The organism is Streptomyces sp. NPDC088762, from assembly GCF_044750905.1.
Lineage (GTDB): Bacteria > Actinomycetota > Actinomycetes > Streptomycetales > Streptomycetaceae > Streptomyces.
This window is the reverse complement of record NZ_JBIVKT010000005.1, coordinates 236,811-262,183: the sequence shown is the minus strand read 5'-3', so window position 1 is coordinate 262,183 and position 25,373 is coordinate 236,811. Positions and strand designations below refer to the sequence as shown.

The following is a 25,373-nucleotide window of genomic DNA, read 5'->3' as shown; positions in this document are numbered from 1 at the left end:
AGGGCATGTCCTCCGGCACCGCCCACGGCCTGACCACGGGAGCGGTGGCACGCCGCCTGGGCGTGTCGCCGACCACCCTGCGTTCGTGGGACCGGCGCTACGGCATCGGCCCGGCGGCGCGCGAGGGCGGGCACCACCGGCGCTGGGCACCCGCGGACATCGCACTGCTGGAGGAGATGTGCCGGCTCACCTCCTCCGGGGTGCCGCCCGCCGAGGCGGCCCGTGCGGCCCTGGACGGCCGCGTCGGCCCCGGGCGCCCGGCGCCCGACCCGGATCCGGGGCCTGCCGGGCCCACGGCGGGCCCGGGGCCCGCGCACGCCGGCGCCGGGGACGTGCGCCAGGAGAGCCGGGGGCTGGCGCGCGCCGCCGTACGCCTCGACGGCCCGGCCCTCGCGACGCTGCTGGGCGGCCTCGTCGCGGACCACGGGGTCGTCACCGCCTGGGAGCAGGTGATGGTCCCGGCCCTGCACGCCGTGGGCCGCAGGTGGCAGACCTCCGGCGACCGCTACGTCGAGGTGGAGCACCTGCTGTCCTGGCACGTGTCCACCGCCCTGCGGCAGGTGGCGCCCGCCGCCGCGGGGGCGCGGGCCTCCGCTCCCCCGGTGCTCCTGGCCTGCGTTCCCGCCGAGCAGCACACCCTGGCGCTGGAGGCACTCGCCGCCGGGCTCGCCCAAGACGGGCTGCCGACGCGGATGTTCGGCGCGGCCGTGCCCGCCGAGGCGCTCGACGCCGCCGTACGGCGCACGGGGCCGGCGGCGGTCGTGCTGTGGTCGCAGGCCCGCTCCACCGCTGACCACGCCCTGGCCCGGCACGTCGCCGGGAGCGCGTTCGGGGTCCGCGGAGCGCGCACCCGGCCGCTGACGCTGCTCGCGGGTCCCGGCTGGGCGGGCCGCCCTCCCGGAGCCGGGATGTCGCGGCCCTCCGGCCTGCGCGAGGCGCTCGACGTGCTCGGCCGCCTCTACGGCTGAGGAGGCCGGGCCGCGGCGCAGCCGTTGGAGCCCGCGGCGCGCGTGGCTCTTGACCGTGCCCAGGGGCAGGCCGGTGCGGTCGGCGATCTGGACCTGGGTCAGGTCTCCGTAGAAGGCGAGGGCCAGCACCTCGCGCTGCAGCCGCGGCAGCCGCGCCAGTTCGCGGGCGACCACGAGACGGTCGAGGACGCGCTCGCACCCGTCGGAGGCCCCGCCGGCCGGTGGCACGGCGGCGGTGGCGGCGGCCGCGGCCGCGGCCGCCGCGGCGAGGTCGCGCCGTCGGGTGCGGGCGGCGAGCGCGTCGGCCGTCTTGCGGCGGGTGATGCCCACCAGCCAGGCGGGGACGGGACCGCGCTCGGGCCGGTAGCCGGCCCGGCCGGACCAGGCCGCGAGGAACACCTGCTGGGCGACGTCCTCGGCCTCCCCGGCATCGCCCAGCGCCCGGGCGGCCAGGTGGTGCACGAGCCGGCCCCAGCGCCGGTGGGCCAGTTCGAAGCAGTGCGCGTCGCCCCGTGCGATCCCCCGGCCCACCTCCTCGTCGGACAGCATGCCGCCTGCGCCTCCTCGCTGCCGGGGCCGGGGCGTGCGGCCCGGCCCCTTCAGGCTCCGGCGCGCGAGGGGCGCGGTACAACTCGCATCGATCGTGCGTCGGTACGTCCCGCAAGGCCCGGCGGGTTCAAGCCCGCCGCGCTCAGTACCCGGCCCTGGCGTGGCGGAAGCGGGCCAGGCCGTCGGCGAGGCTCACGACCGGGTCGGGGTAGTCGCGGGCGGCCGCGTCGGTGCCGGTGAGCTTCCACGGCTCGTGGATCACCCCGGCGGGCACATCGGCCAGCTCGGGGATCCAGCGGCGGACGTAGGCGCCGTGGGGGTCGTACCTCTTGCCCTGGAGCACGGGGTTCAGCACCCGGTTGGGCCGGGTGTCGGTTCCCGTCCCCGCCACCCACTGCCAGTTGAGCTGGTTGTTGGCGACATCGCCGTCCACGAGGAGGGCGAGGAAGTGCCGTGCCCCCTCGCGCCAGTCGACGTACAGCGTCTTGGTGAGGAAGGAGGCGGCGATCAGGCGCCCCCGGTTGTGCATCCAGCCCTCGTGGGCGAGTTGCCGCATGGCGGCGTCGACCACCGGGTAACCGGTGCGCCCCTCCCGCCAGGCGCGCAGGTCGTCCTCCGCCGCCCTGCCGCGCCGCCAGCGGTCGTTCCGGCGGCGGTAGTCGGCCGTGGCCGCCTCCGGGCGCGCGGCGAGCACCTGGTAGTGGAAGTCACGCCAGCACAACTGCCGTACGAAGGCCTCGGCACCCGGCCCGCCGCGGGTCCGCGCCAGGTGGACCGCCTCGGCTGCCGAGACGGCGCCGAAGTGGAGGTACGCCGACAGGTGGGAGGTGGCGTCGCCCGCGAGGTCGTCCTGGCGCTCCTCGTATGCGTCGGCGTGCAGGGACAGCCACGTCCGGAGCCTGCGGCGGCCCTCCGTCTCCCCTCCGGCGGGGAGCCCCGCGGACACGTCCGCCACCCGGGAGCGCGCGGGCAGCTCCCCGGACCGCACCCCGGCGGGCACGGGGACCTTGCGGGGGGCCGCGAGCGGTGTCCGCGGCGGGTGTGCCTGCCAGCGCCTGAAGTACGGGGTGAAGACGGCGAAGTGGTCCGATCCCTGCGGGGTGAGCTCGCCGGGCGGCACGGCCGTGATCACGTCCTCGTGCACGTGGAGCCGGCGCCCGTCGGCCTCCAGGGCGCTGCGCAGCCGCGCCTCGCGGTCCTGGGCGAAGCGGGAGTGGCCGGCCGCCATGTGCACCTCGTCGGCATCCGCCTGCCGTACCACGGCACAGACCTCGGCCACGGTGTCACCGCCGGCGACCACGAGCCGGCCGCCGCGGTCCCGCAGGCCGGCGTCGAGGTCGGCCAGGCAGTCGGCGAGGAAGGCGAGGCGGTTCGGCGCCGCGAAGCCGGCCCGGTCCACGGCGGGGTCACGGATGAACAGCGGCACGACCCCGTCCGCCGACTCCAGGGCGGCGCGCAGGGGCGGATGGTCGTGCAGGCGGAGGTCCGAGGTGAACAGGACGACGGAGTTCATGGCGCCACTCCCGGCGGTCGGTCGTTCCGGGCGCCGCGCGGGGACGGCGGCCGGACGGGCTGTTGTACTGGCTTACCGGCGTCCTTCCGGCCGGGGCCGTCTCACGGATGCGCGCCGGCCCGGGCGCCTCCAGGCTGCCTGCGGGCGCCCGCTCACTGCGCACCTCCCGCCGGCTGCCCGCCCCCGTCCGCGGTCCCCGCGGCCTGTGCCGCCTCCGCGGCCCCCGCGTCGCCCGACGGCTCGTCCGCCGACTCGGCCGCCGTCCTCTCGGCGGTCCGAGCGATGTTCCTGGCCATACCGCCGAAGACCACGGCGTGGAACGGAGCCACGCTCCACCAGTACAGCTGTCCCGCCAGGCCGCGCGGGTGGAAGAGGGCCCGCTGGTGGTAGCGGGTGGCGCCCGCGGCGTCGCGCTCGACGCGCATCTCCAGCCAGGCGAGCCCGGGCAGCCGCATCTCGGCGCGCAGGCGCAGGAGCCGCCCCCGCTCGATCTCCTCGACGCGCCAGAAGTCGAGCGCGTCGCCGACCCGCAGCCGCCGGGCGTCGCGCCGCCCACGGCCCAGGCCCACCCCGCCGACGAGCCGGTCGAGCCGGCCCCGTACCGCCCAGGCCAGCGGGAAGGAGTACCAGCCGTTCGCCCCGCCCACCCCTTCGATGACCTGCCAGAGCTGCTGCGGGCTCGCCGCGACGGCCCGTTCGCGCTCGTCGGTGTAGAGGCTGCCGCCCGCCCAGTCGGGGTCGGTGGGCAGCGGGTCGCTGGGGGCGCCGGGCAGCGAGGCGTTGGACCAGCGGGTGGTGACGCGCGCCTCCTTGACCCGTTCCAGGGCGAGGGCGAGGGCGCGGTCGAAGGGGACGGGTGTGCCGGGGCCGTCGGGCACGTACTGCCCGATGTCGTGTTCGGCGCAGACGACCTCGTGCTTCAGTGACTCGGCGAGCGGGCGGGCGAGCGCGGCCGGCACGGGCGTGACCAGGCCGATCCACTGGCTCGACAGGCGCGGGGTGAGCATGGGCACGGGCAGGATGAGCCGCCGCGGCAGCCGGGCGACGGCCGCGTAGCGGAGCATCATGTCGCGGTAGGTGAGCAGGTCGGGGCCGCCGATGTCGAAGGCCCGGCTGACGTGCGGCGGCATGTGTGCGCTGCCGACGAGGTAGCGCAGCACGTCGCGTACGGCGATGGGCTGGACGCGGGTGCTGACCCAGCTCGGCGTCACCATGACGGGGAGCCGTTCGGTGAGGTAGCGGAGCATCTCGAAGGAGGCGGACCCCGAGCCGATGACCACGGCGGCGCGCAGGACGGTCGTGGGCACCCCCGAGTCGAGCAGGATCCGGCCGACCTCGGCGCGGGAACGCAGGTGCGGGGAGAGGTCCTGCTCGGGCACGCCGCGCGGGGTGAGACCGCCGAGGTAGACGATGCGGCCGACGCCGGCGGCGCGTGCCTCGGCGGCGAAGGTGGTGGCCGCGCGCCGGTCGGTTTCCTCGAAGTCGCGGCCGGAGGCCAGCGAGTGGACCAGGTAGTAGGCCACGTCCACGCCGCGCAGGGCGGGCCGCAGGCTCGCCGCGTCGGTGACGTCGCCGCGGACCACCTCGGCGCGCCCGGCCCAGGGATGGTCCCGCAGGTGGGCCGGAGTCCGGGCCAGGCAGCGCACGCGGTGGCCCGCGTCGAGCAGCTCGGGGACGAGGCGCCCGCCGATGTAGCCGCCCGCGCCGGTGACCAGGCAGCGCAGACCGGTGGCAGGGGCGGGGGCCGGGTTCGGGGGGTACGTGCTCACGGGCTGTGCTCCGTTCGTTCCGTCCCGGGACGCCGGCCGGAGGTGCCGCAGTCCCGTGCACCCATCCTTCGCCGCCTGCGCCCGGAACGGATGCGCCGGGCCGGTTGCCGCACCGGGGGTCGCCCGTACGCCCCGACGGCGGGGCACGCGAAAAACCGGTGGAACGGCGCGGCTGTGCCGCATTACCGTGCTGCCGCCCCCAAGTCGTCTGGTGAAGGACGTGCCGTTGTACACCGTGTGAGACCTCCCGAGCGCTGATTCGTCGCGCGTCGCGCCTGCGCGCCGCGCTGCTTTTTGCTGCGGACTTCTCACTGAAACCGGTGTACTTCTGTGCTCAATACCTGGGTGGTCGTGCCCACCTGCCTGCCGCTCGTTCTGCGCCGTTGCCACACGTGCGCGTCCGGGCGTTTTCGTCCGAGCGGTAAATTCCGCGTCAACGCACACCACAAGCTCCTCGACGCCTGGCTCCTCGTGCTCTGTGCCGGCTGCGGGGAAACGGCGAAGCTTTCGGTCCTGGAGCGGGTGAACGTGCGCTCCGTACGACCGGATCTGCTGGACCGGCTGCACGACAACGACCCTGGCCTGACGGCCGAGCTGCTGCGGGATCCGGTCGTGCGGCGCCGCAATCGCATCGCCCTCGACTGGGACGACGCCTGGCGCCTCGACACGGGCGGATCGGATCACCTGGACCGCGAGGTGATCGACGTCTCGGTCCGCTTCGCGGAGCGGATCCCCATCCGGCCGGTGCGGCTGATCGCCGAAGGCTGCGGTCTTTCGCGAGCCGAGGTCGGGCGACTGGTCGCGGAGGGGAAGGTCGTCTCGGCGGTCCGGCTGAGCGGCAGGCTCTCCGACGACTTCACCTTCACGCTCAAGCGCTGAGCCCTCCCCGGGACCGGGGCCCGTCCGGCACCATCCGCCGGGCGGGCCCCGGCTCCCTTACGGGAGTCGCCAGTCGACCGGCTGCGCCCCCTGGCGGGCCAGCAGGTCGTTGGCCCGGCTGAACGGGCGGGAGCCGAAGAAGCCCCGGTCCGCCGACATCGGGGAGGGGTGGGCCGACTCGATCGCCGGGAGGTCTCCGAGCAGGGGCCGCAGGTTGCGGGCGTCGCGGCCCCAGAGGATCGACACCAGCGGGGTGCCCCGCGCGGCGAGGGCGCGGATCGCCTGCTCGGTGACCTCTTCCCAGCCCTTGCCGCGGTGCGCGTTCGCCCGGCCCGGGGCCGTCGTCAAGGACCGGTTGAGGAGCAGCACGCCCTGCCGGGTCCACGGGGTGAGGTCCCCGTTGGAGGGCCTGGGCAGCCCGAGGTCGGTGTGCATCTCCCGGTGGATGTTCTCCAGGCTCGGGGGAAGCCGGCGGACCTCCGGGGCGACGGCGAAGCTGAGGCCGATGGCCATGCCCGGCGTATGGTACGGGTCCTGTCCGACGATCAGGACGCGGACGTCGTCGAAGGGCTGCTGGAAGGCGCGCAGTACGTTCGCGCCCGAGGGCAGGTACGTCCGTCCGGCGGCGATCTCGGCCCGGAGGAAGTCCCCCATGGCCGCGATCCGTCCGGCGACGGGTTCCAGGGCCTTCGCCCAGCCTGCTTCGACGAGTTCGTTCAAGGGTCGTGGTGCCACGCTGCGTCACTCTACTGGTCCAGCGCGGGCCCCGGCGTTGCGCCGTGTGACCGGTTCGCTCCGTTATGCTCGTCACCCCACTCTCGCGCCACCCCGCGGACTGGTGCACGCCGCCCACCAGTTGACCGTGTCTGCTCTTCAACGGATAAATGCGGACAGATGCCGCCCGATAAGGCCCTGCCCAAACACCCGGTTCCGATAAGCCAGTAGCATGCGGCGCCATGAGCTCCCCCACTGGCCCCGCAAATGGCCTGCCCGTACGAATGCCGCGACCCCGCCAGACCGGACGGCACCGCCGGCCCGAGCCAGCGGCGGCGCCCCAGGGCGCGCCCGCGCTGGTGCTCGCCGTGCCCGGTGCCCCCTCATCCGCCTCGCGGGGGCTGGCGGAAGAGATCATCAGCATCGGCCGTTCCGAGCTGCCGGGCCTCGACGCCCGGATCGGCTTCCTCGAGGGTGACGACGCCTCCGAGTTCCCGTCCCTGTCGGGCGTGCTGACCGCCGTCGCGACCGAGCGTGCCGAGCGTGCGGAGTTCGCCCGCGCCGCCGGGCACGAGGTTTCCGAGCCGACCGGCCCCGACGCCGTGGTCGTGCCCTTGCTGGCCGGTCCCGACGGCGATCTGCTGCGCCGCGTCCGCCAGGCCCTGATGGACTCCTCGGCCGCGGCCGAGCTGGCCGACGTACTCGGCCCGCACCCGCTGCTCGCCGAGGGCCTGCACGTGCGGCTGTCCGAGGCGGGCCTGGCCCGCGCCGACCGCGCGCGGCTGTTCACCGTGACGACCGCCGCCGACGGCATCGTGCTGGCCACCACCGGTGGCGAGGAGGCCGTCCAGGCCGCCGGGATCACCGGCATGCTGCTCGCCGCCCGGCTCGCCGTGCCCGTCAAGGCCGCCGCGCTGGACCAGGAGGGTTCGGTGGCCGCCGTCGCCGAACAGCTGCGCCGCGAGGGATCCACGCAGCTCGCGCTCGCCCCGTACCTGATCGGCCCGGAGGCCGCCGAGGGGCTGCTGGACACCGCGTGCAAGGAGGCCGACTGCGCCGCCGCCGAGGTGCTCGGCGCCTACGGTGCGCTCGGCAAGCTGGCCGTCGCGCAGTACTCCGCGGCGCTGGGGATCACTCTGGGGGCCGCCGCGCACTGACGACCGTGCGCCGCTGACGCGAGGGGCCCCCGCCGGTCGGCGGGGGCCCCTCGCGTCGTGGGAGGCCGGCCGGGTCAGCCGAAGACCACGCAGGCGGCGCCCGGCACCTCCGCCTGACCGGACCGGTGCGGCTGACCCGTCTGCGGGTCGATGTCGAACCACGTGACGTTTCCGGACCACTCGTTGGACACGTACAGCCGGCGGCCCGACGGGTCGGCCACGAGGTCCCGGGGCCAGCTGCCGCCGCACGGCTCGGTGTGCGTGAGCTGCGGCTTCTCGGCGCGGCCGGACAGCGTCAGCGTGGCGATGGCGTCGGCGCCGCGGATCGCCACCCAGAGGAACCGCCCGTCGGACGAGACGACGAGCGTCGAGGGATAGTCCCGCTCGGCCCCTGGAACGCCCCCGGAGGTCACCGGAACTTCTCCGACCGGTTCCAGTTGCCCGGAGGCCGCGTTCCAGCGGCAGACCGTCAGCTGCGGCTCCAGCTCGTGGACGACGTAGACCAGGGTGCCGTCGGGGTGGAAGGCGAGGTGGCGCGGTCCGCTTCCGGCGCGCAGCGCGGTCTCGGTGTGCGTGCGCAGCGCCCCGGTCCCCCGGTCCGGTGCGCACACCCGTACCGAGTCGGTGCCCAGGTCGACGCTGAGCACCCAGCGGCCGCTGGGGTCCGGCAGCACCTGGTGGGCGTGCGGGCTCTCCTGCCGGTCCCGGTCGGGTCCGGAACCATGGTGGGTGAGGACGGCCGGCGGGCCGCCGGGGCTGCCGTCCGCGGTCAGCGGGAGGCTGCTGACGCTGCCGGAGGTGTAGTTGGCGGTCAGCAGCCGCTGCCCGGCGAGGCTGAGATGGGTGGGGCCGGAGGCGTCGACGGTGACGGCGGCGCCGAGGGGCTCCAGCCCCGCGGCCGTGGGCCGGAAGGCGGCCACCATCCCGTCCTCGGTCTCGCTCACCGCGTAGAGCAGCCCGGTCGCCGGGTCGAGGGCCAGGCTGGAAGGATTGGGCAAGGCGTCGAGGGAGGCGATCGGGGTCAGCGCCCCGGTGGCCGGATCCACGGCCGCGGTGGTGATGCCGCGGCCGCCCCCCGAGGTGAACGAGCCGATGTACGCCCGGTGTTCGCCGTGCTGGTCCGTAGTGTGGTCCACCGTGTCCACGTCGCCCACCGGTTGCCCTCTCCGCCGTTCCGGATCCGTCCGGAGCCGACCGTAACAGAAGGTCTAGACCAAGTCCCGTCCTTGCGCGCGTTCGGACGCGCCCGGGTGGTGCTCGTACGCCGGATGGCTCTGCCGGTCCTCGTACGTGCGGTGGAACACGGGCGTCGCGGAACCGGAGATCGGCGGCACGATCCACGACCAGTCGGCGCCCACCTCGCGCCCCTTGCGCTCCTCGCGCTCCAGGTGGGACAGGAACCGCCGGGACTCGGTGTGGTGGTCGGCGATGGTGACTCCGGCCCGGTCGAAGGAGTGCAGGACCGCCCGGTTGAGCTCGACGAGCGCCCGGTCCTTCCACAGCGAACGGTCGCTCGCGGTGTCCAGGCCGAGCCGGCGGGCCACGGCGGGCAGCAGGTTGTAGCGGTCGCTGTCGGCGAGGTTGCGGGCGCCTATCTCGGTGCCCATGTACCAGCCGTTGAACGGGGCGGCCGGGTAGTGGATGCCGCCGATCTCCAGGCACATGTTGGAGATGGCGGGCACGGCGTGCCAGCGCAGGCCCCAGTCGGCCCAGCCGTCGCCGCCCTCCTCACCGTCCGGGTGCTCGATCGGCACCTCCATCACCGCGTCGGCGGGGGTGTCGAACCAGCGGGGCTTGTCGTCGACCCCCTGGACCACCAGCGGGAGGAGGTCGAAGGGAGTCCCCGGGCCGCCCGGCCAGCCGAGCCGCAGCAGGGCCTCGGTGAGCGGGGCGTTGCGGGCGTCGCCCACGGTGACGGACGGGTGGTCTCCGTAGCCCGCGTACCGGACGAGCTGCTCGCTCCAGATCAAGGGACCGGGGCGGTCCGGGGCGTCGGGGGCGAAGACCGTGATCGTGGGCCGCACCCGGCCGCCGTTGGTCGCCTCGCGCAGGTGCTCGAAGCACTCGGCGGCGATGCCGTCGGCATCGGTGATCCCGCGGCGGTCACGGACCCGCAGGGAGTTCCAGTACAGCCTGCCTATGCAGCGGTTGCTGTTGCGCCAGGCCACACGGGCCCCGTGGACCAGCTCCCCGGGCGTGTGGCGGTAGGTGCCGGTCTCCGCGAGCTCGGCCCGTACGGCGGCGAGCCGGACCCGCGGATCACCTGCGTCCGGGTTCTCCCTGTGGAAGAGTCGGATGAACTCCTCGGCCGCTTCCCACACCTGAGCGGTGGTGGAGCGCTGTTGAAGTATTTCCATTCCGGGCCGTTACCCCCTGTCCGACCAGATCCACCCTGTACATGCCGGATGAATGTGCAATCAACAATCACCCGTTGTACATGCCGCAGGTCAGCGGCGGGCGGTAGCGGAGCCCGCAACACCCCTCCGGGTGATCTTCGCGGATCGGACTGCGCGGCGGCGCCGGGCGGGCGTACGATCCACCGCAGTCCGGGAGTTGGCGCGACTTCCGGTGCCCGCTGCCCCGCGTCAGCGACAGGGCCGGCTCATGAACAGCGCCTGCTCCCCCGCGGCGGGCGTGCCGTCGTACAGAGTGGTGTCGAGGCCGCAGAGGGTGAAGCCCATGCGCCGATAGGCGTGCACGGCAGGGGCGTTGACGGAACTGACCTCCAACCACAGGTGGTCGGCGCCCCGTTCGCGGGCGAAGTCGGCCGCGCACTCCATCAGGGCGCGCCCGATGCCGCGGCCCCGGTGTTCCGGGGAGACCTCGATGTCCTCGATCGTGACGCGCCGGTTCCAGGCGGCGTAGCCCGCGGCGACGAAGCCGCAGAGCCGGCCGCCGTCGAGGGCCACGAAGGTGCGCGCCTCCCCCTCCGCACCGGAGCCGCGACCGAGCCCCTGTTCGTCGTGCTCCTCGGGCGGGAAGTCCTTGTACACCGGCGGGTCCGCCGGGACCTCGCGAAGGGTGAAGCCGGTTTCGGAGGCGGCCACCTCGAAGACGGTATCGGTGGTGAAAGAGCTGTCCAGGGCCTCGATGGCCCCCGCGTCATCGGGGCGGGCGGGGCGGTAGACGATGCCGGCGGCAGAGCCGTGTGCGGTGGTCATGAGCACCACGGTACGCAAAAAATCCCCCGGCCGAATTGGCTACCGAGGGAGGAGAGAGAGTATATTGGTTGGTTCGTGACTTCACTGTGAACGAAGACGTGAACTACCTTACGAAGACACCGTATCGCGGCAGGAGTGCAATTGTCAACCGAGGAATTCCGGAAAGAGCAGCAATTCGTCACGGACCTCTATCGACGCCTCGACCACCTCCGTGACCAGGCCGAACGCGCGGTGGAGGGTGCCTTGCGCGATGTCGGCAACGGATTGCAGGCGCGCCTGGAGCGCGATGTCCTGGTCGCCGAGCAGTCCGGGCTGCTCTCCGCACTGAATGCGGGTGAGAACGGTCTGTGTTTCGGCCGTCTGGAGTTTTCCGACGGGCGCGACCACCACATCGGCCGCCTGGGAATCCGGGCGGACGACGCCGAGCGGACCCCGCTGGTCCTGGACTGGCGCGCCGAGGTGGCCCGCCCGTTCTACCTGGCGACCGGCCACACCCCCATGGGGCTGCGCCGCCGCCGGCACATCACCAGCCGTGAGCGCGTGGTCACCGCGCTGCACGACGAGATCCTGGACCTGACGGACGCCGAACGCACCGGATACGAGGGCACCGACGCGGACGCCGTGCTGCTGGCCGCGCTCGACGCCGCCCGGACCGGCCGGATGCACGACATCGTGCAGACCATCCAGGCGGAGCAGGACCGGGTCATCCGCTCCTCGCACCGCGGCGTGCTGGTCGTCGAGGGCGGTCCGGGCACCGGGAAGACGGCGGTCGCGCTGCACCGGGCCGCGTACCTCCTCTACGCGTACCGCGAGCAGCTCGCCAAGCGCGGTGTCCTGATCGTCGGCCCCGGCCCCGCCTTCCTGGGCTACATCGGCGGGGTGCTGCCGGCGCTCGGCGAGACGGGGGTGCTGCTCGCGACCCCGGGCGAGCTGTTCCCCGGGGTGCACGCGACCGGGACCGACCGCCCCGGCGCCGCCGCCGTCAAGGGCCGGGCCGCGATGGCAGAGATCCTGGCCCAGGTCGTCGCCGACCGGCAGTGCCTGCCGGAGGACATGCCCGCGGACAGCGGCGAGGAGTACGACAAGGTCCCCGAGCCGGCGCTCGAGATCGACCACGACGACTACGGCACCCTGCTGCTGGACCGCACCATGGCGTACGAGGCGCGCGACCGGGCCCGGGCCACGGGGCTGCCGCACAACCAGGCCCGGCCCACCTTCGCCTTCCGGATCATCGACGCGCTCACGGCGCAGCTCGCCGACCGGCTGGGTGCCGATCCGTACGGCGGCCCGAACCTGCTCGGCTCGGACGACGTCGCCCAGCTGGGCAAGGAGATCGCGATGAGCCCGGCCGTGCACGCCGCGATCGACTCGCTGTGGCCCTCCCTCACCCCCGAACGGCTGGTCGCCGACTTCCTGGCGGATCCCACGCACCTGACCGCCCAGGAGGCGGAACTGATCCGGCGCGCGCCCTCGCAGCGCCCGGACTGGACGCCGGCCGACGTACCGCTGCTGGACGAGGCGGCCGAACTGCTCGGGGAGGACGACACCGCCCGGCGCGCCGCCGAGGAGCGGGAGCGGCAGCGGCGTATCGCCTACGCGCAAGGGGTGCTGGACCTGTCGCAGGGCTCGGAGTCGTACGAGTTCGAGGACGAGGAGAGCGAGTACCTCGCGGCGCACGACATCATCGACGCCGAGCGGATGGCCGAACGGCACGAGGAGGCCGACCACCGCAGCACGGCCGAGCGGGCCGCGGCCGACCGCACCTGGGCCTTCGGGCACGTCATCGTGGACGAGGCGCAGGAGCTGTCGGAGATGGCGTGGCGGCTGCTCATGCGGCGCTGCCCGACCCGGTCGATGACGCTGGTCGGCGATCCCGCGCAGACCGCCGACGAGGCGGGGTGCGGTGCCTGGGAGCGGATCCTCGGCCCGTACGTCGGCGAGCGCTGGGAGCTGGTCCGGCTGGGGGTCAACTACCGTACGCCCGCCGAGATCATGGAGGTCGCGGCGTCCGTGCTGCGGTCCCGCGATCCCGGGTTCGAACCGCCGAGCTCGGTGCGGTCCACCGGGGTGCGGCCGTGGGCGCGGGCGACCGGTGACCTGGCGGCGGCCGTCGGGGAGGCGGTGGAGCGGGAGCGGCCGGCCGAGGGGCGGCTCGCGGTGATCGCGCCGCGGGCACTGCACGGGCCCCTGGCCCCCGTACTGCCGGGGGTGCGGGCGGGTGCGGAGCCGGATCTGACCCGGGAGGTCGTCCTCCTCGACCCGCGCCAGGCCAAGGGGCTGGAGTTCGACACGGTGATCGTGGTGGAGCCGGCCGACCTCCAGCCGAGCGACCTGTACGTGGCGCTGACCCGGGCCACCCAGGCCCTCGGAGTGGTGCACACCGAGGGCCGGCTGCCGGCGGGGCTGGACCCCGAGGGACTGCTCAGGCGCTGATGACCAGCGGGGCCCGCGGGTCGGTGCGCAGCGGGGTGGCGAGCGCGACGAGCGCGTGCTCGATGCCGTGCAGGTGGGCGAGGGCCGGCTCGGCGGGGGCCGGGCGCAGCGGCACCGGGGCGGTGGGCTGCGAGGCGCTCCGTGGAGCGGTAAGGGCCTCCACGGCCGCCTCCACGCGCCAGCAGGCGGCGGCCAGCCGGGCGTCGTGCGAGGCCTGCGGGTCGGCGGCGACGGCCACCAGCCCCCGGACCTCGCGGGCGCAGTCGTCGAGCAGGGTCAGGACCTGGCGGGCCCTGGCCTTGCGGGCACGCAGCGGGCTCAGCGGGTGGACGAGGGGCGCGAGCGCCATCCGTACGCGGCCGAGGAGCAGTTCGAGCTCGGCGGCGTGGGGGGCGGGGTCGGCGTCGGGGTTCCCGGCGAGCCGGTCGAGGGAGGCCGCGGTGGAGGCGCGTACGCAGTGCAGGGCGCGCTGGATCCAGGCGTCGTTGGCGGCGTGCGTGGTCACCGGGAGGATGATCACGACGGCGAGGGCGGCGCCGAGGGCGCCGATCGCGGTCTCCTGGAAGCGCAGGAGCAGCAGCCCCGGGTGGAGCACGCCGAGCAGCCCGTAGAGCAGCCCGGCCATGACGGTCACGAAGAACATCATCCAGGAGTACGACGGGGCCGCGGTGTAGAAGATGCCGAAGACGCAGACGGCGACGAGCACGGCGGTGGGCAGGGGCGCGCCGTGCAGGGGTACGGCGATCAGCAGTCCGGCGGCGATGCCGAGGACGGTGCCGAGGACCCGGCGGAAGCCGCGGACGAGGGTCTCGCCGCGGGAGGCGGTGTTGACGAAGATCCACCAGGCGGTGCCGACGGCCCAGTACCAGCGGTCCTCGGAGAGCGCCTGGCCGATGCCGAGCGCGAAGGCGCAGGCGGCGGTGGCCTGGAAGGCCTGGCGGGTGGTGGGCCGGGCGAGCCCGGTGCCGGGCAGGCCGGGCGGAGCCGCGGCGGGCGGGGTGCGCCGCTCGATGGGCCACAGGACGAAGCGCACGGTCCCGGCGGCCAGGAGCGCCAGCCCGACGGCGGCGTACAGCTCGGGCAGCTGCCCGGGCTGGGCGTGCAGGAACTGGGTGACGAAGAACATCATGAAGCCGAAGATCCCGAGGGCGTGTCCGCGCGGCCCGAAGCGGCGGGCGTAGACCCCGGCGAACACGACGGCGAGGAAAGCGGCGTCACGGACGAGCGGCATGCCGTGCAGGGTGGTGGCCAGCGCCAGGACGGGGAATCCGGCGAGCGGCAGCAGGGCGGTGGTGGCCCGCTGGGCGCGGACGGTCACCTCGAGCACGGTGAAGAGGGCCAGCAGGGCGGCGAGGCCCCCGGTGATGGAGGCAGTCAGGGAGAGGCCGCACAGCTCGGCGAGTGCGACGGCGGCGGCGACGCCGATGACCGCGCGGGCCGAGTTCCTCAGTCTCATTCGCCCCGGGTCCGGAGCCACGAACATCCTCTTCACGGCGGTGTGCCGCCCCCCTTGCAGTGGTGCGCGCCGGCCCGGCGGCCGCCCGGGGGTGGTGGGCGGCGTACGGGCACGGCGAAGGCGCCGCGCTCCGGACCGGCCTCGTTGCCGGGGTCCGGCGCTGCGCGGCGCCGTAAGTACATGGATATGACACAGATAACCAGCTGGAGGCCCACTGGTTCAACCGGACGCCGGACGACTGGGCCATTGGCACAGTGAGGCAGCGCGGCCCCATGCCATGGAGGGCCAACGGACCGGGTCTCCGGCCTGGGGGCCGTCAGCCCCCGGAGGCCGGCAGGCGGCGGACGCGGGCGAGCACGAGGACGGTGTCGTCGTCCGGCGGGCCGGGGAGCATGCGGGCGAGGACCCGGTCCGCCATGGGTTCCAGCGGGCCGTCCGATCCGCCCAGTTCGGTGCGCAGCGTCCGCAGGCCCGCTTCGATGTCCTGGCCGCGGGTCTCGATGAGGCCGTCGGTGTAGAGGACGAGGGTCGCCCCGTCGGGGATTTCGATCTCGGTCGTCCGGAAGGGGACGCCGCCGACGCCGAGCGGGACGCCCAGGACCTCGTCGACGGTGTCGACTCCGCCGTCCTGGCGGAGCACGAGGGGTGGTGGGTGGCCGGCGTTGGCGATGCGGGCCCGGCCGGTCCTCGGGTCGTACACGATGTACAGGCACGTGGCCAGCTCGATGCCTGCCTCGTCGGCGCACGCGTCGAGCTCGGCGAGCAGGGCGCCGGGGTCGCCGGTGTGCCGGGCCAGTGCCTTGGTGGTGATCCGGAGGCGGCCCATGGCCGCGGCGGCCGGCACCCCGTGGCCCATCACGTCGCCCACCACGAGGGCGACCCGGTCGTCCGGCAGCCTGATCACGTCGTACCAGTCGCCGCCGACCTCGGTGATGTGGCTGCCGGGCAGGTAGCGGTGCGCCACCTCCACGTACGGGGTGCTCGCCAGTGCGGTGGGCAGCAGGGCCCTCTGGAGGGTGAGGGAGATGTCCTGGACCCGGCTGTACAGACGGGCGTTGTCGAGGCAGATCGCGGCGCGTGAGGCGAGTTCGCCGGCGAGGCCCAGATCGTCCCGGGTGAAGGCGGGCCGGTTCGCGGACCGTCCGAACATGGCGAGGCCCTGGACCGTGCCCCGGGCGATGAGCGGGGCGACCAGGACGCAGGCCAGCCCGCTCTCGGCGAAGAGCCGCGCCCGTGACTCCACGAGGACGGTCCGGGCCAGGAACTCCTCGTCCACCACGGCCGAGATCGGGCGGTTCGTGCGCAGCATGTCGTGGATGACCGAGCCGGGCGGGTAACGCACCTTCTCCACTCCGCTCACGAGCTCGGTCGCCGGGGGCGGGAGGATCGTCCCGGAGGCGATACGGCGGGTGATCAGTGGCCGCGCCGGGTCGAAATCCTCGTTGGCGTCCATCCACTGCACGATCTCGACCACGGCGCCGTCGCAGAACTCCGGCATCGCGACGTCGACCAGTTCCTGTGCCGTGAGGTTCACGTCCAGGGTGGTCCCGATGCGGGCGGAGGCCCGGTCCAGCAGGGCCAGCCGGCGGCGGCCGGCCGTCGCTTCGACGATGGCCTGCTCCCGGTCCGTCACGTCCACCATCAGCCCGCCCACGCCGGGACTCGAGCCGGCCGCCTGGCTGAGGGGGAAGAAGCTCACCGACCGCACCTGCTCGCGGTCGAGGCGACCGCGCGGGCGCATGCCCACGAGCGCTCCGACGACCGGGGCTCCGCCCGCGGCGACCGCGCGCAGCATGCGCTGGTACTCGCCGCCGTCGGACAGGATCACGACGTCGTCCGTGCGCAGCCCCAGGTGCGCCTCGATGGGGAGCCCGTCCATGTCGGCCAGCGCCTGGTTGAGATGGACGAACCGGAGGTCCTGGTCGAGCATGACCAGCCCGATGGGGCAGGTTTCGAACAGGGCGTCGAGGAAGGCGAGGTTGGTCTTGACCCGGTCCAGTTCGTCGCTGCGGCTGGCGAGGGCCATCACCACCGGGCGTCCGTCGGAGCCCTTCAGGGGGAAGACCCGGAATCCGCAGCCGAAGGCGGTGCCGTCGCGGTGCCGGGCGGTCAGCCGGCCGCGCCAGTACCCCAGGGTCCGCGCCCGTTCCACCAGGTCGGCGCACGTCTCCGAGGCGTTCCGCGAGGGTGTGTCCGCGAAGAGCAGGGCTCCGGGGCGGGTCAGGGCGGCGGCGGAGTCGTGGCCGAAGAGGTCCTGCGCGCCGGGTCCCCAGTAGGCGACGAGCCCGTCGTCGTCGATGCCGAAGACGGCCACCGGTACGTGCTCGAGCAGCGTCCCGGGCTCGGACCGGAACGGGCCGTGGGCCTTCTCGCCCCCAGGCTGGACCGATGGCACGACACGTCCCCTTCCACCTGCGGACCTGTCCATTCAGTATGCGGACACCGCGGTGGTCCCGCCGTGGCGCCCGCGGCCGTGGCTACCCCACGTCGCCGTCCGTCGGTACGCACAGGACCGGGATCGGCGACAGGTGCAGCAGCTTGTGCGGGGTCGAGCCCAGCAGCGCGCCCCGGATCGGGCTGTCGCCCCAGGTGCCGACGATGATGACCCGCGCGTGGTGGCGCTCGGCGGCGTCGAGCAGGGCCTGGGCCGGTTTCTCGTCGACCACCTCGACCGCCGACGGCACTCCCGCCTCGTCGGCGGCCTCGACGGCGCGCGCCAGCGCGATGCGGCCCGCCTGGCGGACGGCCTCGCGGTGGGCGAGGTACTCCTCGCCGGTCGGCCCGGGGGCGGCCACGCCGTACACGAGGACGAGGGGCTCGCCGAAGGCGGCCGCAACCTCCAGCGCCACCCGGAGGGCGCGTTCGGCGCCGGGCGACTCGTCGTACCCCAGGACCACGGACATCCGGCCTCCTCCTCAGGTCTTCCGGCCGTGGACGACGTCCGGGTCGACGACCCCACGGCGCTCGCGCCAGAACCTGCCGTCCCGCACCCGCCAGAAGCACATGACGGCCACGCCCGCGGCCGCGATCGCGATGCCGATGACCAGCGGCGGGCCGAGCCCGAACCACGAGACGCCGCCCGCCGAGTTCTCGGGGTTCGACATGTCGTGGACGGACTCCACCAGGAGCCAGGCCAGCAGGCCGGCGCCGACGACCGGTCCGGCGCCGATCAGCAGGAAGTTGTGCGCGCTCTCCAGCAGGTGGCGCCGGTAGTAGACGGCACAGGCCAGGCCGGTGAGCGCGTAGTAGAAGGCGATGAGCAGGGAGAGCGCGGTCAGCGAGTCGAGGAGGGCGTTCTCGCTGATCTGGTTGACGACGAGGTACCAGCCGATGGCGATGGCGGCCACCCACCAGGTGCTCACGTGCGGGGTGCGGAACCGCGGGTGGATGTGCGCGAGCGCCGGCGGCAGCGCGTGGCGGCGGGCCATGGACAGGGCGGTGCGGGAGGCGGGGATGATCGTGGTCTGGGTGGAGGCGAGCGCGGAGGTGCACACGGCGAGGAGCACCATCCAGTCCCAGCCCCCCATGACCTCGTGGGCGAGCACCGCGAAGATCGCCTCCTCCTCGCCCGCGTGTGCGGCGAGGAAGGCGGTGCCCGCATAGCCGACGACGGCGAAGCCGACGGACAGGTAGGTGACGAGCAGGACGACGGTGGACCAGATGCCGGCCTTGCCGGGTGCGGTCGCCGAGTTCTCGACCTCCTCGGTGAGGTTGACCGCGGATTCCCAGCCCCAGTAGATGAACACGCCGAGCAGCAGTCCGCCGGTGAGGGCGGCGCCGCCGGCGCCGAAGGGATTGAGCCAGTCGAGGGACGGCTCGATCGCGTCGAGGGTGCTGGTGCCGGCGTAGATGCGGTAGATGGCGACGACGGCGAAGGCCAGGAGGAAGAACACCTGGGCGAGAATGAGGATGTCCTGGAGGTGGGCCGACAGCTCGGTGCCGATGACGCAGACGGCGGTCATGGCCAGGATGACGACGACGGTGAGGGTCTGGCGGACCACCGTGTTCGCGGCCCAGCCGTCGAGGCCGGCGGCGAGCAGGCCGAAGTTGACGGCCACGTCGGCCAGCGAGCCGATGACGAGGACGCCGGTCATCGTGATGGCCCAGCCGCCGAGCCAGCCCGCCCAGGGGCCCATGGCGCGGGTGACCCAGGAGAAGGTCGTTCCGCAGTCCTGGTCGACCTTGTTGAGGTAGTAGAAGGCGGCGGCGATCAGCAGCATCGGCACGAAGGACGCCAGCATGACTCCCGGCGCGTAGATCCCGGCGAGGGCCACGATCGGCCCGAGGACGGCGGCGAGGGAGTAGGCGGGGGAGGTGGAGTTCAGGCCGATGACGAGCGCGTCGAGGAAGCCGATCGCGTTGGCCTTGAGCCCCGGTTCCTCGAGCCCCGGTTCCGGGGTCCCGCTCCCGGGGGCGCCGCCATCGCTCGCACCGTCGTGGGCCATGTACGCATCGTCACGCACCGGGCGCCGCGCCGCGAGGCGGCAGCGGCCGGTTGCGGGACGGCGTGCGGCGGGTGGCGTGCGGCGGGTGGCGGTCAGGGGCGGGTGTTCCACCCCGCGATCACCGGGAGCCCGTGCTCGGTGGAGAGCACGCTGACCGTGCCGGTGCGCAGGAGGAAGAGCCGGCCCTCGGCGGGTTCCAGGCCGAGGTAGCGGGCGGTGAGGACGCGCAGGAGGTGGCCGTGGGCGACGATCACCACGTTGCCGCGGTCGGCGCGGAGCACGGGGGCGACCCGGGCGAGGGCCCGGTCGGCGCGGGCGCCGACCTCGGCGGCGTTCTCACCCGGGTGCGCGGCGTCGCCGGGCGGGACTCCGTGGGTCCACAGGGACCAGTCGGGCACGGTCCGCCGGATCTCCTTGGTGGTGACGCCCTCGTAGCCGCCGTAGTCCCATTCGTACAGGTCCGGGTCGGTGAGCCCGCCGGTGAGTCCCGCGAGTTCGGCCGTGGCGACGGCCCGGCGCAACGGGCTGGTCAGCACCAGCGCCGGGTGCCGGTCCCGGAAGAAGGGAGCGAGGGAGATGGCCTCCTCGACCCCGCGCGCGGTCAGCGGCACGTCGGTGCGGCCGGTGTGCCGCCCGTCCGCGCTCCACGCCGTCTCGCCGTGCCTCACCAGCAACAGGTCGCTCATCCCAGGGACCCTAATCCCCTCGGCATACCGGCTCGGCATGTCGGCGCCTCGGGAGCGGGGCGGGCGTGTCACTGTCGGGCCTCATGAAGGTGGGTGGGCACCCGGTGCAGCCGTCCGTGACGGGGCTGATGATCGTCCTGACCGCGGTCACCGGGCTGATCGAGGCGGTGAGCCTGCTCGCCCTCGGGCCGGTGTTCACCGCGATGCAGACGGGGAACGTGCTCTTCCTGGCGTTCGGGCTCGCCCGGGAGGGGAACCTGCCCGCGCTGTCGGCGGCGCTTTCGCTGGGGTCGTTCGCCGTGGGCGTCCTGTTCGGGGCGCGGCTGGAGTCGGCCGGGGAGGCCCGGCGGCGGCGCTGGCTCGGGCTCGGCCTGTACGCCGAGGCCGCGCTGATCCTGACCGGTGCGGCCGTCGGATGGGGCGTGGCGCCGCGGTACGGGAGTCCGGGCGGTGCGCACCTGGCGGTGACCGGGCTGCTGGCGACGGCGATGGGCATCCGCACGGTGACGAGCATGCGGGTGAACGTGCCCGGGGTGCCGACCACCCTGCTCACCCGGTCCATGACCGCGCTGATCGGCAGCTCGGCCCTGGGTCGGGACAGCGCCTTCGGCTACGGGACAGGTGCCTGGGCCCGCCGGGCCGTGGCGGTCCTGGCGATGTTCACGGGCGGGCTGACCGGGGCCCTGCTGATCCGGGCCGGGTGGACCGTGGGCGAGCTGCTCCTGCCCGCCGTCGCGGTGGTGCCGGCGGTGGCCCTGGCGCACCGGACCCTGCCGCCGCTGCACACCGGATAAGCTGCCACCCCGGATGAACTGGACCATTGGTACAGTCGCGGCATGGCGGTGGACGAACTCGACACCCGGATCCTGCGTCTGCTGATCGAGCAGCCGCGCACCAGCGTCCGCGAGTACGCCCGGATCCTCGGGGTCGCGCGCGGCACCCTGCAGGCCCGGCTGGAACGGCTGGAGCGCACCGGGGTGATCACCGGGACGGGTCCGGTGCTCTCGCCCGCCGCGCTCGGCCATCCGGTGCTGGCCTTCGTGCACATCGAGGTGACCCAGGGGCACCTCGACGAGGTGGGTGATGCGCTGGCCTCCGTACCCGAGATCATCGAGGCCTTTTCGATCACGGGCGGCGGGGACCTGCTGACCCGCGTGGCGGCCCGGGACAACGCGCACCTGGAGGACGTGATCCAGCGGCTGATCCGGCTTCCGGGCGTGGTGCGCACCCGCACGGAGGTGGCGCTGCGCGAGCGGGTCCCGCACCGGCTGCTGCCGCTGGTCGAGGCCGTGGGACGGGCTGCCCGCAAAGCCTGACAGGATGGCTGGGGACAGGACACGACCGGCAGGACGGGCACAACGGATGATCTCCGTCATATTCGATCTCGACGGCACTCTCGTGGACAGCGAGCCGAACTACTACGAATCGGGGCGGCGCACGCTGGCGCGGCACGGGGTCCCCGACTTCACGTGGGAACAGCACTCCCGTTTCATCGGGATCGGCACCCTGGAGACGCTCGAGATCCTCAGGGAACGGTACGGGATCCAGGCACCGGTCGAGCAGCTGCTCGCCGAACAGAACGCCGTCTACCTGGAGTTGGCCCGCACCGCGACGGAAGTGTTCCCCGAGATGCGGAAGTTCGTGGAGCGGCTGCACGCCGAGGGCGTGCCGATGGCGGTGGCCTCGGGCTCCTCGCGCGAGGCGATCGACGCGGTGCTCGTGGGCACCGGCCTGGACTCCCTGCTGACGACGGTGGTCTCCGCCGAGGAGGTCGCGCACGGCAAGCCCGCCCCCGACGTGTTCCTGGAGGCGGCCCGTCGGCTGGGCGCCGAGCCCGCCGAGTGCGTGGTCGTCGAGGACGCGGCGCCGGGCGCGCTGGCCGCCCGGGCAGCGGGGATGGGGTGCGTGGCCGTCCCGTACGTCGTGCAGAGCGCGGACGACGCCGCCTTCGCGGGAGCCGGGCTCCTCTTCCGGGGCGGGCAGCGGGAGTTCACCGCGGACGCCGCGCACGACTGGCTGACGGCGCGCCTCGCGCGCTGAGGGTTCCCCGCCCCCTGGTGCCCTGCGGGGGTCGCTGTCACCATGCCGACGTGACCTCGACCCCGTCCCAGGGCACCCGGGCCGGCGGGCCCCGTCCCTGGCCGCTGCTCGGCAACCTGCCCGCCTTCGCCCGCGATCCGCTGGCCTTCTTCGAGTCGCTGCGCGACGACTACGGGGACTGGGTCCCCTGGGCCCTCGGCCCGCAGCGCAACGTCCTGGTTTCCCGGCCCGAGCACGCGGGTGAGCTGCTCGGCGCCGTGGAGGGAACCTTCGAGCCGCGGGAACTGGGCTGGGCCTTCCGCCAGTTGCTGGGCGAGGGGGTGGTCGTCGCCACCGGGGAGGACTGGCGGCGCAAGCGGGCGCTGGTCCAGCCCGCCGTGCGGCCGCGCCAGGTCCGCTCGTACGCCGCCACGATGGTGGAGTGCGCGGACGCGCTGGCCGGGACCTGGCGCGAGGGCGATCGCGTCGACGTGCACCGGGAGATGGCCGGACTCACCCAGCGGATCGCCGTCCGGACGTTGTTCGGGAGCGACGCCGCCGGCCGGGAGGCGCCCATCAGCGCCGCCATGGCCACGGCGCAGCGGGAGTTGGGCGCCGAGTTCCGTGGACTGACGCTGTTCCTGCCGCCCTGGGTGCGCACGCCCGGGCGGCGCCGGATGCGGCAGGCGGTGGCGGTCCTCGACCGGGAGATCGAGCACGTCATACGGGAGCACGAAGCGGCCTCGGCGGCCGGCGCTGAGCGGGACGACCTGCTGAGCCGGCTGCTCGCCGCCCGCGACGAGCAGGGCGGCCCGTTGTCCCGCAAGGAGCTGCGGGACGAGTCGATCACCCTCTACATCGGCGGCCACGAAACCACCTCGACCACTCTGACCTGGGCCTGGCAACTGCTCTCGGGGGCGCCCGAGGCGCGGGCCCGGCTGACGGAGGAGCTCGACCGGGTGCTCGGCGGGCGCCTGCCCGTCTACGACGACTACGCGCGGCTGCCCTGGACCCGGCAGGTGGTCAAGGAGGCCCTGCGCATCTATCCGCCGATCTGGCTCATCTCGGCGGTGGCCGGGCAGGGCGCCACGCTGGGCGGCCGGCCGGTCCCGGCGGGGACCGCGGTGTGGACCAGCCCCTGGTCGATGCACCGCGACCCGCGCTGGTTCCCGGACCCGGAGGCCTTCCGCCCCGAGCGGTGGGACGAGGACGCCGCTCATCCGGCGCCCGAGCACGCCTGGTTCCCGTTCGGCGGCGGTCCGCGGGCCTGCCTGGGGGCGCGGTTCGCGCTGGTGGAGGCCGCGCTCGTGCTGGCCGTGCTGGGGCAGCGCTTCCACCTCGACAGCGGCAGCGAGCGGGCCGGTGTGTTCCCGGGGCTCACCCTGCAGCCGAAGACTCCCATCCTGGCGACCCTGCGGCGGCCGGGGGCGGGTGTGCGGTAGGGGAAGATGCCGCCGCCCCCACGAGTTAGTAGAACCGTGAACGATATGGTGCGCGACGCGGCGCAAGCGGCGGCAGACGTGGACGTGGACGTGGTGGTCATCGGCGCCGGTCAGGCGGGCCTGTCCAGCGCGTACCACCTCACTCGGGCCGGGCTCGGTCATGTGGTTCTGGACCACGCGCCCCGCCCCGGCGGGGCCTGGCAGTTCCGCTGGCCCTCGCTCACCTACGGCAAGGTCCACGGGATGCACGCCCTGCCCGGCATGGAGCTGACCGGCGCAGACCCGCTGCGGCCCTCGTCGGAGGTGGTCGGGGAGTACTTCGCGGCCTACGAGGACCGCTTCGACCTGCGCGTACGGCGACCCGTGGACGTCTCGGCCGTACGCGAGGGGGTCGACGGGCGGCTTCGGGTGGAGTCCGCGGACGGGGTCTGGTCCGCCCGGGCCCTGATCAACGCGACCGGCACCTGGGACCGGCCCTTCTGGCCGCGCTACCCGGGGCAGGAGACCTTCCGCGGCCGTCAACTGCACACCGCGGACTACCCCGGGCCCCGCGCGTTCGCCGGGGCCCGCGTGATCGTGGTGGGCGGCGGCACATCGGCGGTGCAGCACCTGCTGGAGGTCTCGGAGGTGGCGGCGGCCACCACCTGGGTGACCCGGCGGCCCCCGGTCTTCCGGGACGGGAGCTTCGGCGAGGCCGAGGGCCGGGCGGCGGTGGCCCTGGTGGACGACCGGGTACGCCGGGGACTGCCGCCGCAGAGCGTGGTCAGCGTGACGGGACTCCCGCTGAACGAGGCCGTCCGGGCCGGGCTCGATTCGGGGGTGCTCGACCGCCGGCCCGTCTTCGACCGCATCACGCCCACGGGCGCCGTCTGGGCGGACGGGAGCCGGGTGGAGGCGGACGTCATCCTGTGGGCCACCGGATTCCGCGCGGCCGTGGACCACTTGGCCCCGCTGCGGCTGCGCGAGCCGGGCGGCGGTATCCGGGTGGAGGGGACGAGGGCGGTCCGCGACGAGCGGATCCACCTGGTCGGATACGGCCCGTCGGCGTCGACCATCGGCGCCAACCGCGCGGGCGGTGCGGCGGTGCGGGAGATCCGCCGCCTCCTGGCGCGGGAACGGGTGGGCTCGCCGGCAGCCTGATCGGTGGCGGGCCCTGCCCCGCAGCCCGTCAGCCCGCTGCCGGCGGCTCGACGGGGAACTCCCGGTCCGGGGTGCCGGCCGCGCACGCCTCCGGGGTCGCGTACACGTAGCCCGTCCCGTTCCGCACGCGCAGGACGGGCTCGGTCCAGTCCTCGGTGTGGTCAGGGATGAAGACCTGCGTGGTGCTCCGGTCCGCGTCGTGGACCAGGAGCGAGACGATGGCGTGGAGCTGGGCACCCATGTGACCGAGCCCTTGGCGAGGATGGTCCTGTGGCCCTTCGACGCGGATGACGAAGAAACGCTCCTCTTCCCAGAGGCCGCCCTTGTCCAGCTGCAGGCCCTCGCCCACGGGCACTCCGTCCACCCAGAGCCGCGCCTGGCTCGGGGCGCCCCGGAACAGGAGGACCGAGCGGTGGCGGTCTGCGGCGGTGAAGTCCACCTCGATCTCGTGCCGGCTCCAGCAGTCGATGAAACCGGAACACGCCCCGGGCACCTCACCGTGGCGGTAGCTGGAGATTTCTCCGCCCGGCGGCGGGACGGGATCCAGCCCGCACACCTCGGGGAAGCGACAGGCCCGGTCGACACGGCGGTTGCAGCCGACCCCCATCGCCGCGACATCGCGCGGCGACGCCTTGGAGAGCAACTCGGCCAGGCGTTCCACGTACCGCTCCTCGCCGACGAGGGCGGTCAGATCGGCCTCGTCGAACCACCAGTGGAGCAGGTCGACCCCGACGGGGGAGCGGGCCAGCCAGTGCCTCCACCCCGCCGCGCTGCGGCCCCACCGTTCGGTCACGCGCTGCTGCGCCGCGCGTTCGGCGGCCGCGGCGGCCACTGCAGCGGCGTCCACCGGCGGTGAAGCGTCCTGTACCTCGCCGTCGGGCAGGCGCTCCGGCACCTCAGCCCCGGCCTTCGCTCCGGCTTTCGCTTGTGCTTCGGCTTTCGTTTTCCATGGCCACTTCACGGCTCGCCCCCCTGGCCCACGTGTCCGGCAGGCCGCCGATCGTAGGACCAGCCCCGGGGCCGCCGCGCCTCATTTCCCGGC

21 protein-coding genes and 1 pseudogene are annotated in these 25,373 nt (G+C 74.2%); 9 read left to right on the top strand and 13 right to left on the bottom strand.

The window, feature by feature from the left end; translation table 11 throughout:
• The first annotated feature begins 5 nt into the window (after positions 1-5).
• On the top strand, positions 6-968 hold the full coding sequence (locus ACIP5M_RS15385; RefSeq protein WP_401196853.1) for a MerR family transcriptional regulator: 963 nt from the start codon (positions 6-8) through the stop codon (positions 966-968).
• A 12-nt stretch (positions 969-980) separates the two neighbouring features.
• Here ACIP5M_RS15385 and ACIP5M_RS15380 read toward each other — a convergent pair.
• The 3 genes and pseudogenes from ACIP5M_RS15380 to ACIP5M_RS15370 all read right to left on the bottom strand — a co-directional run.
• Positions 981-1,517, bottom strand: a pseudogene (locus ACIP5M_RS15380) (RNA polymerase sigma factor); the annotation flags it as partial.
• Positions 1,518-1,659: 142 nt separating this feature from the next.
• Positions 1,660-3,030: a cryptochrome/photolyase family protein gene (locus ACIP5M_RS15375; protein ID WP_401196850.1), complete on the bottom strand. Its 1,371-nt coding sequence runs from the start codon at positions 3,028-3,030 to the stop codon at positions 1,660-1,662.
• Between the two features lie 152 nt (positions 3,031-3,182).
• A complete protein-coding gene (locus ACIP5M_RS15370; protein WP_401196848.1) occupies positions 3,183-4,799 on the bottom strand; it encodes an SDR family oxidoreductase in 1,617 nt (538 codons plus the stop codon).
• Positions 4,800-5,129: 330 nt separating this feature from the next.
• Here ACIP5M_RS15370 and ACIP5M_RS15365 point away from each other — a divergent pair, with 330 nt between their 5' ends.
• Entirely contained in the window at positions 5,130-5,678 is a 549-nt protein-coding gene (locus tag ACIP5M_RS15365) for a DUF1062 domain-containing protein (protein WP_401196845.1), read from the top strand.
• Between the two features lie 57 nt (positions 5,679-5,735).
• On the opposite strand, the gene ACIP5M_RS15360 is transcribed toward ACIP5M_RS15365, so the two are convergent.
• Entirely contained in the window at positions 5,736-6,413 is a 678-nt protein-coding gene (locus tag ACIP5M_RS15360; RefSeq protein ID WP_401196841.1) for a uracil-DNA glycosylase, read from the bottom strand.
• A 221-nt stretch (positions 6,414-6,634) separates the two neighbouring features.
• Here ACIP5M_RS15360 and ACIP5M_RS15355 point away from each other — a divergent pair, with 221 nt between their 5' ends.
• Complete coding sequence (locus tag ACIP5M_RS15355; RefSeq protein WP_401196838.1) at positions 6,635-7,549, top strand: sirohydrochlorin chelatase; 915 nt, start codon at positions 6,635-6,637, stop codon at positions 7,547-7,549.
• Between the two features lie 74 nt (positions 7,550-7,623).
• Here ACIP5M_RS15355 and ACIP5M_RS15350 read toward each other — a convergent pair whose 3' ends face one another.
• The 3 genes from ACIP5M_RS15350 to ACIP5M_RS15340 form a co-directional block, all read right to left on the bottom strand.
• Positions 7,624-8,703 carry a lactonase family protein gene (locus ACIP5M_RS15350; protein WP_401196835.1) on the bottom strand — a complete coding sequence of 360 codons (1,080 nt, stop codon included), beginning with the start codon at positions 8,701-8,703 and terminating at the stop codon, positions 7,624-7,626.
• 54 nt (positions 8,704-8,757) lie between these two features.
• Entirely contained in the window at positions 8,758-9,906 is a 1,149-nt protein-coding gene (locus ACIP5M_RS15345; protein ID WP_401196832.1) for a nitric oxide synthase oxygenase, read from the bottom strand.
• Between the two features lie 228 nt (positions 9,907-10,134).
• A complete protein-coding gene (locus ACIP5M_RS15340; protein ID WP_401196830.1) occupies positions 10,135-10,710 on the bottom strand; it encodes a GNAT family N-acetyltransferase in 576 nt (191 codons plus the stop codon).
• Positions 10,711-10,851: 141 nt separating this feature from the next.
• Between ACIP5M_RS15340 and ACIP5M_RS15335 the strand changes: the two genes are divergently transcribed.
• Entirely contained in the window at positions 10,852-13,143 is a 2,292-nt protein-coding gene (locus tag ACIP5M_RS15335; RefSeq protein ID WP_401196827.1) for a HelD family protein, read from the top strand.
• On the opposite strand, the gene ACIP5M_RS15330 is transcribed toward ACIP5M_RS15335, so the two are convergent.
• From ACIP5M_RS15330 to ACIP5M_RS15310, 5 genes are all read right to left on the bottom strand, one after another.
• Positions 13,133-14,626, bottom strand: a complete 1,494-nt coding sequence (locus ACIP5M_RS15330) for an FUSC family protein (protein WP_401197218.1) — start codon at positions 14,624-14,626, stop codon at positions 13,133-13,135. The genes ACIP5M_RS15335 and ACIP5M_RS15330 overlap by 11 nt on opposite strands.
• A gap of 289 nt (positions 14,627-14,915) precedes the next feature.
• Positions 14,916-16,994, bottom strand: a complete 2,079-nt coding sequence (locus tag ACIP5M_RS15325; RefSeq protein WP_401196824.1) for a SpoIIE family protein phosphatase — start codon at positions 16,992-16,994, stop codon at positions 14,916-14,918.
• 82 nt (positions 16,995-17,076) lie between these two features.
• Positions 17,077-17,502: a universal stress protein gene (locus ACIP5M_RS15320; RefSeq protein WP_401196821.1), complete on the bottom strand. Its 426-nt coding sequence runs from the start codon at positions 17,500-17,502 to the stop codon at positions 17,077-17,079.
• Between the two features lie 12 nt (positions 17,503-17,514).
• The gene (locus ACIP5M_RS15315; protein ID WP_401196819.1) at positions 17,515-19,044 is read right to left on the bottom strand and encodes an APC family permease; all 1,530 of its coding nucleotides are present in this window, start codon (positions 19,042-19,044) and stop codon (positions 17,515-17,517) included.
• A gap of 92 nt (positions 19,045-19,136) precedes the next feature.
• On the bottom strand, positions 19,137-19,730 hold the full coding sequence (locus tag ACIP5M_RS15310; protein WP_401196817.1) for a histidine phosphatase family protein: 594 nt from the start codon (positions 19,728-19,730) through the stop codon (positions 19,137-19,139).
• Positions 19,731-19,834: 104 nt separating this feature from the next.
• Here ACIP5M_RS15310 and ACIP5M_RS15305 point away from each other — a divergent pair, with 104 nt between their 5' ends.
• Genes ACIP5M_RS15305 through ACIP5M_RS15285 form a run of 5 tightly spaced genes read left to right on the top strand, consistent with a single transcriptional unit; the run spans position 19,835 to position 24,331 of the window.
• On the top strand, positions 19,835-20,524 hold the full coding sequence (locus ACIP5M_RS15305) for a YoaK family protein (RefSeq protein WP_401196815.1): 690 nt from the start codon (positions 19,835-19,837) through the stop codon (positions 20,522-20,524).
• 42 nt (positions 20,525-20,566) lie between these two features.
• Positions 20,567-21,046: an Lrp/AsnC family transcriptional regulator gene (locus ACIP5M_RS15300; RefSeq protein WP_401196813.1), complete on the top strand. Its 480-nt coding sequence runs from the start codon at positions 20,567-20,569 to the stop codon at positions 21,044-21,046.
• Between the two features lie 46 nt (positions 21,047-21,092).
• Entirely contained in the window at positions 21,093-21,770 is a 678-nt protein-coding gene (locus tag ACIP5M_RS15295) for an HAD family hydrolase (protein WP_401196810.1), read from the top strand.
• 50 nt (positions 21,771-21,820) lie between these two features.
• Complete coding sequence (locus tag ACIP5M_RS15290; RefSeq protein ID WP_401196809.1) at positions 21,821-23,191, top strand: cytochrome P450; 1,371 nt, start codon at positions 21,821-21,823, stop codon at positions 23,189-23,191.
• Positions 23,192-23,236: 45 nt separating this feature from the next.
• Entirely contained in the window at positions 23,237-24,331 is a 1,095-nt protein-coding gene (locus ACIP5M_RS15285) for an FAD-dependent oxidoreductase (protein ID WP_401197216.1), read from the top strand.
• Positions 24,332-24,359: 28 nt separating this feature from the next.
• Here ACIP5M_RS15285 and ACIP5M_RS15280 read toward each other — a convergent pair whose 3' ends face one another.
• On the bottom strand, positions 24,360-25,178 hold the full coding sequence (locus ACIP5M_RS15280; protein ID WP_401196807.1) for a hypothetical protein: 819 nt from the start codon (positions 25,176-25,178) through the stop codon (positions 24,360-24,362).
• Between the last annotated feature and the right edge of the window lie 195 nt (positions 25,179-25,373).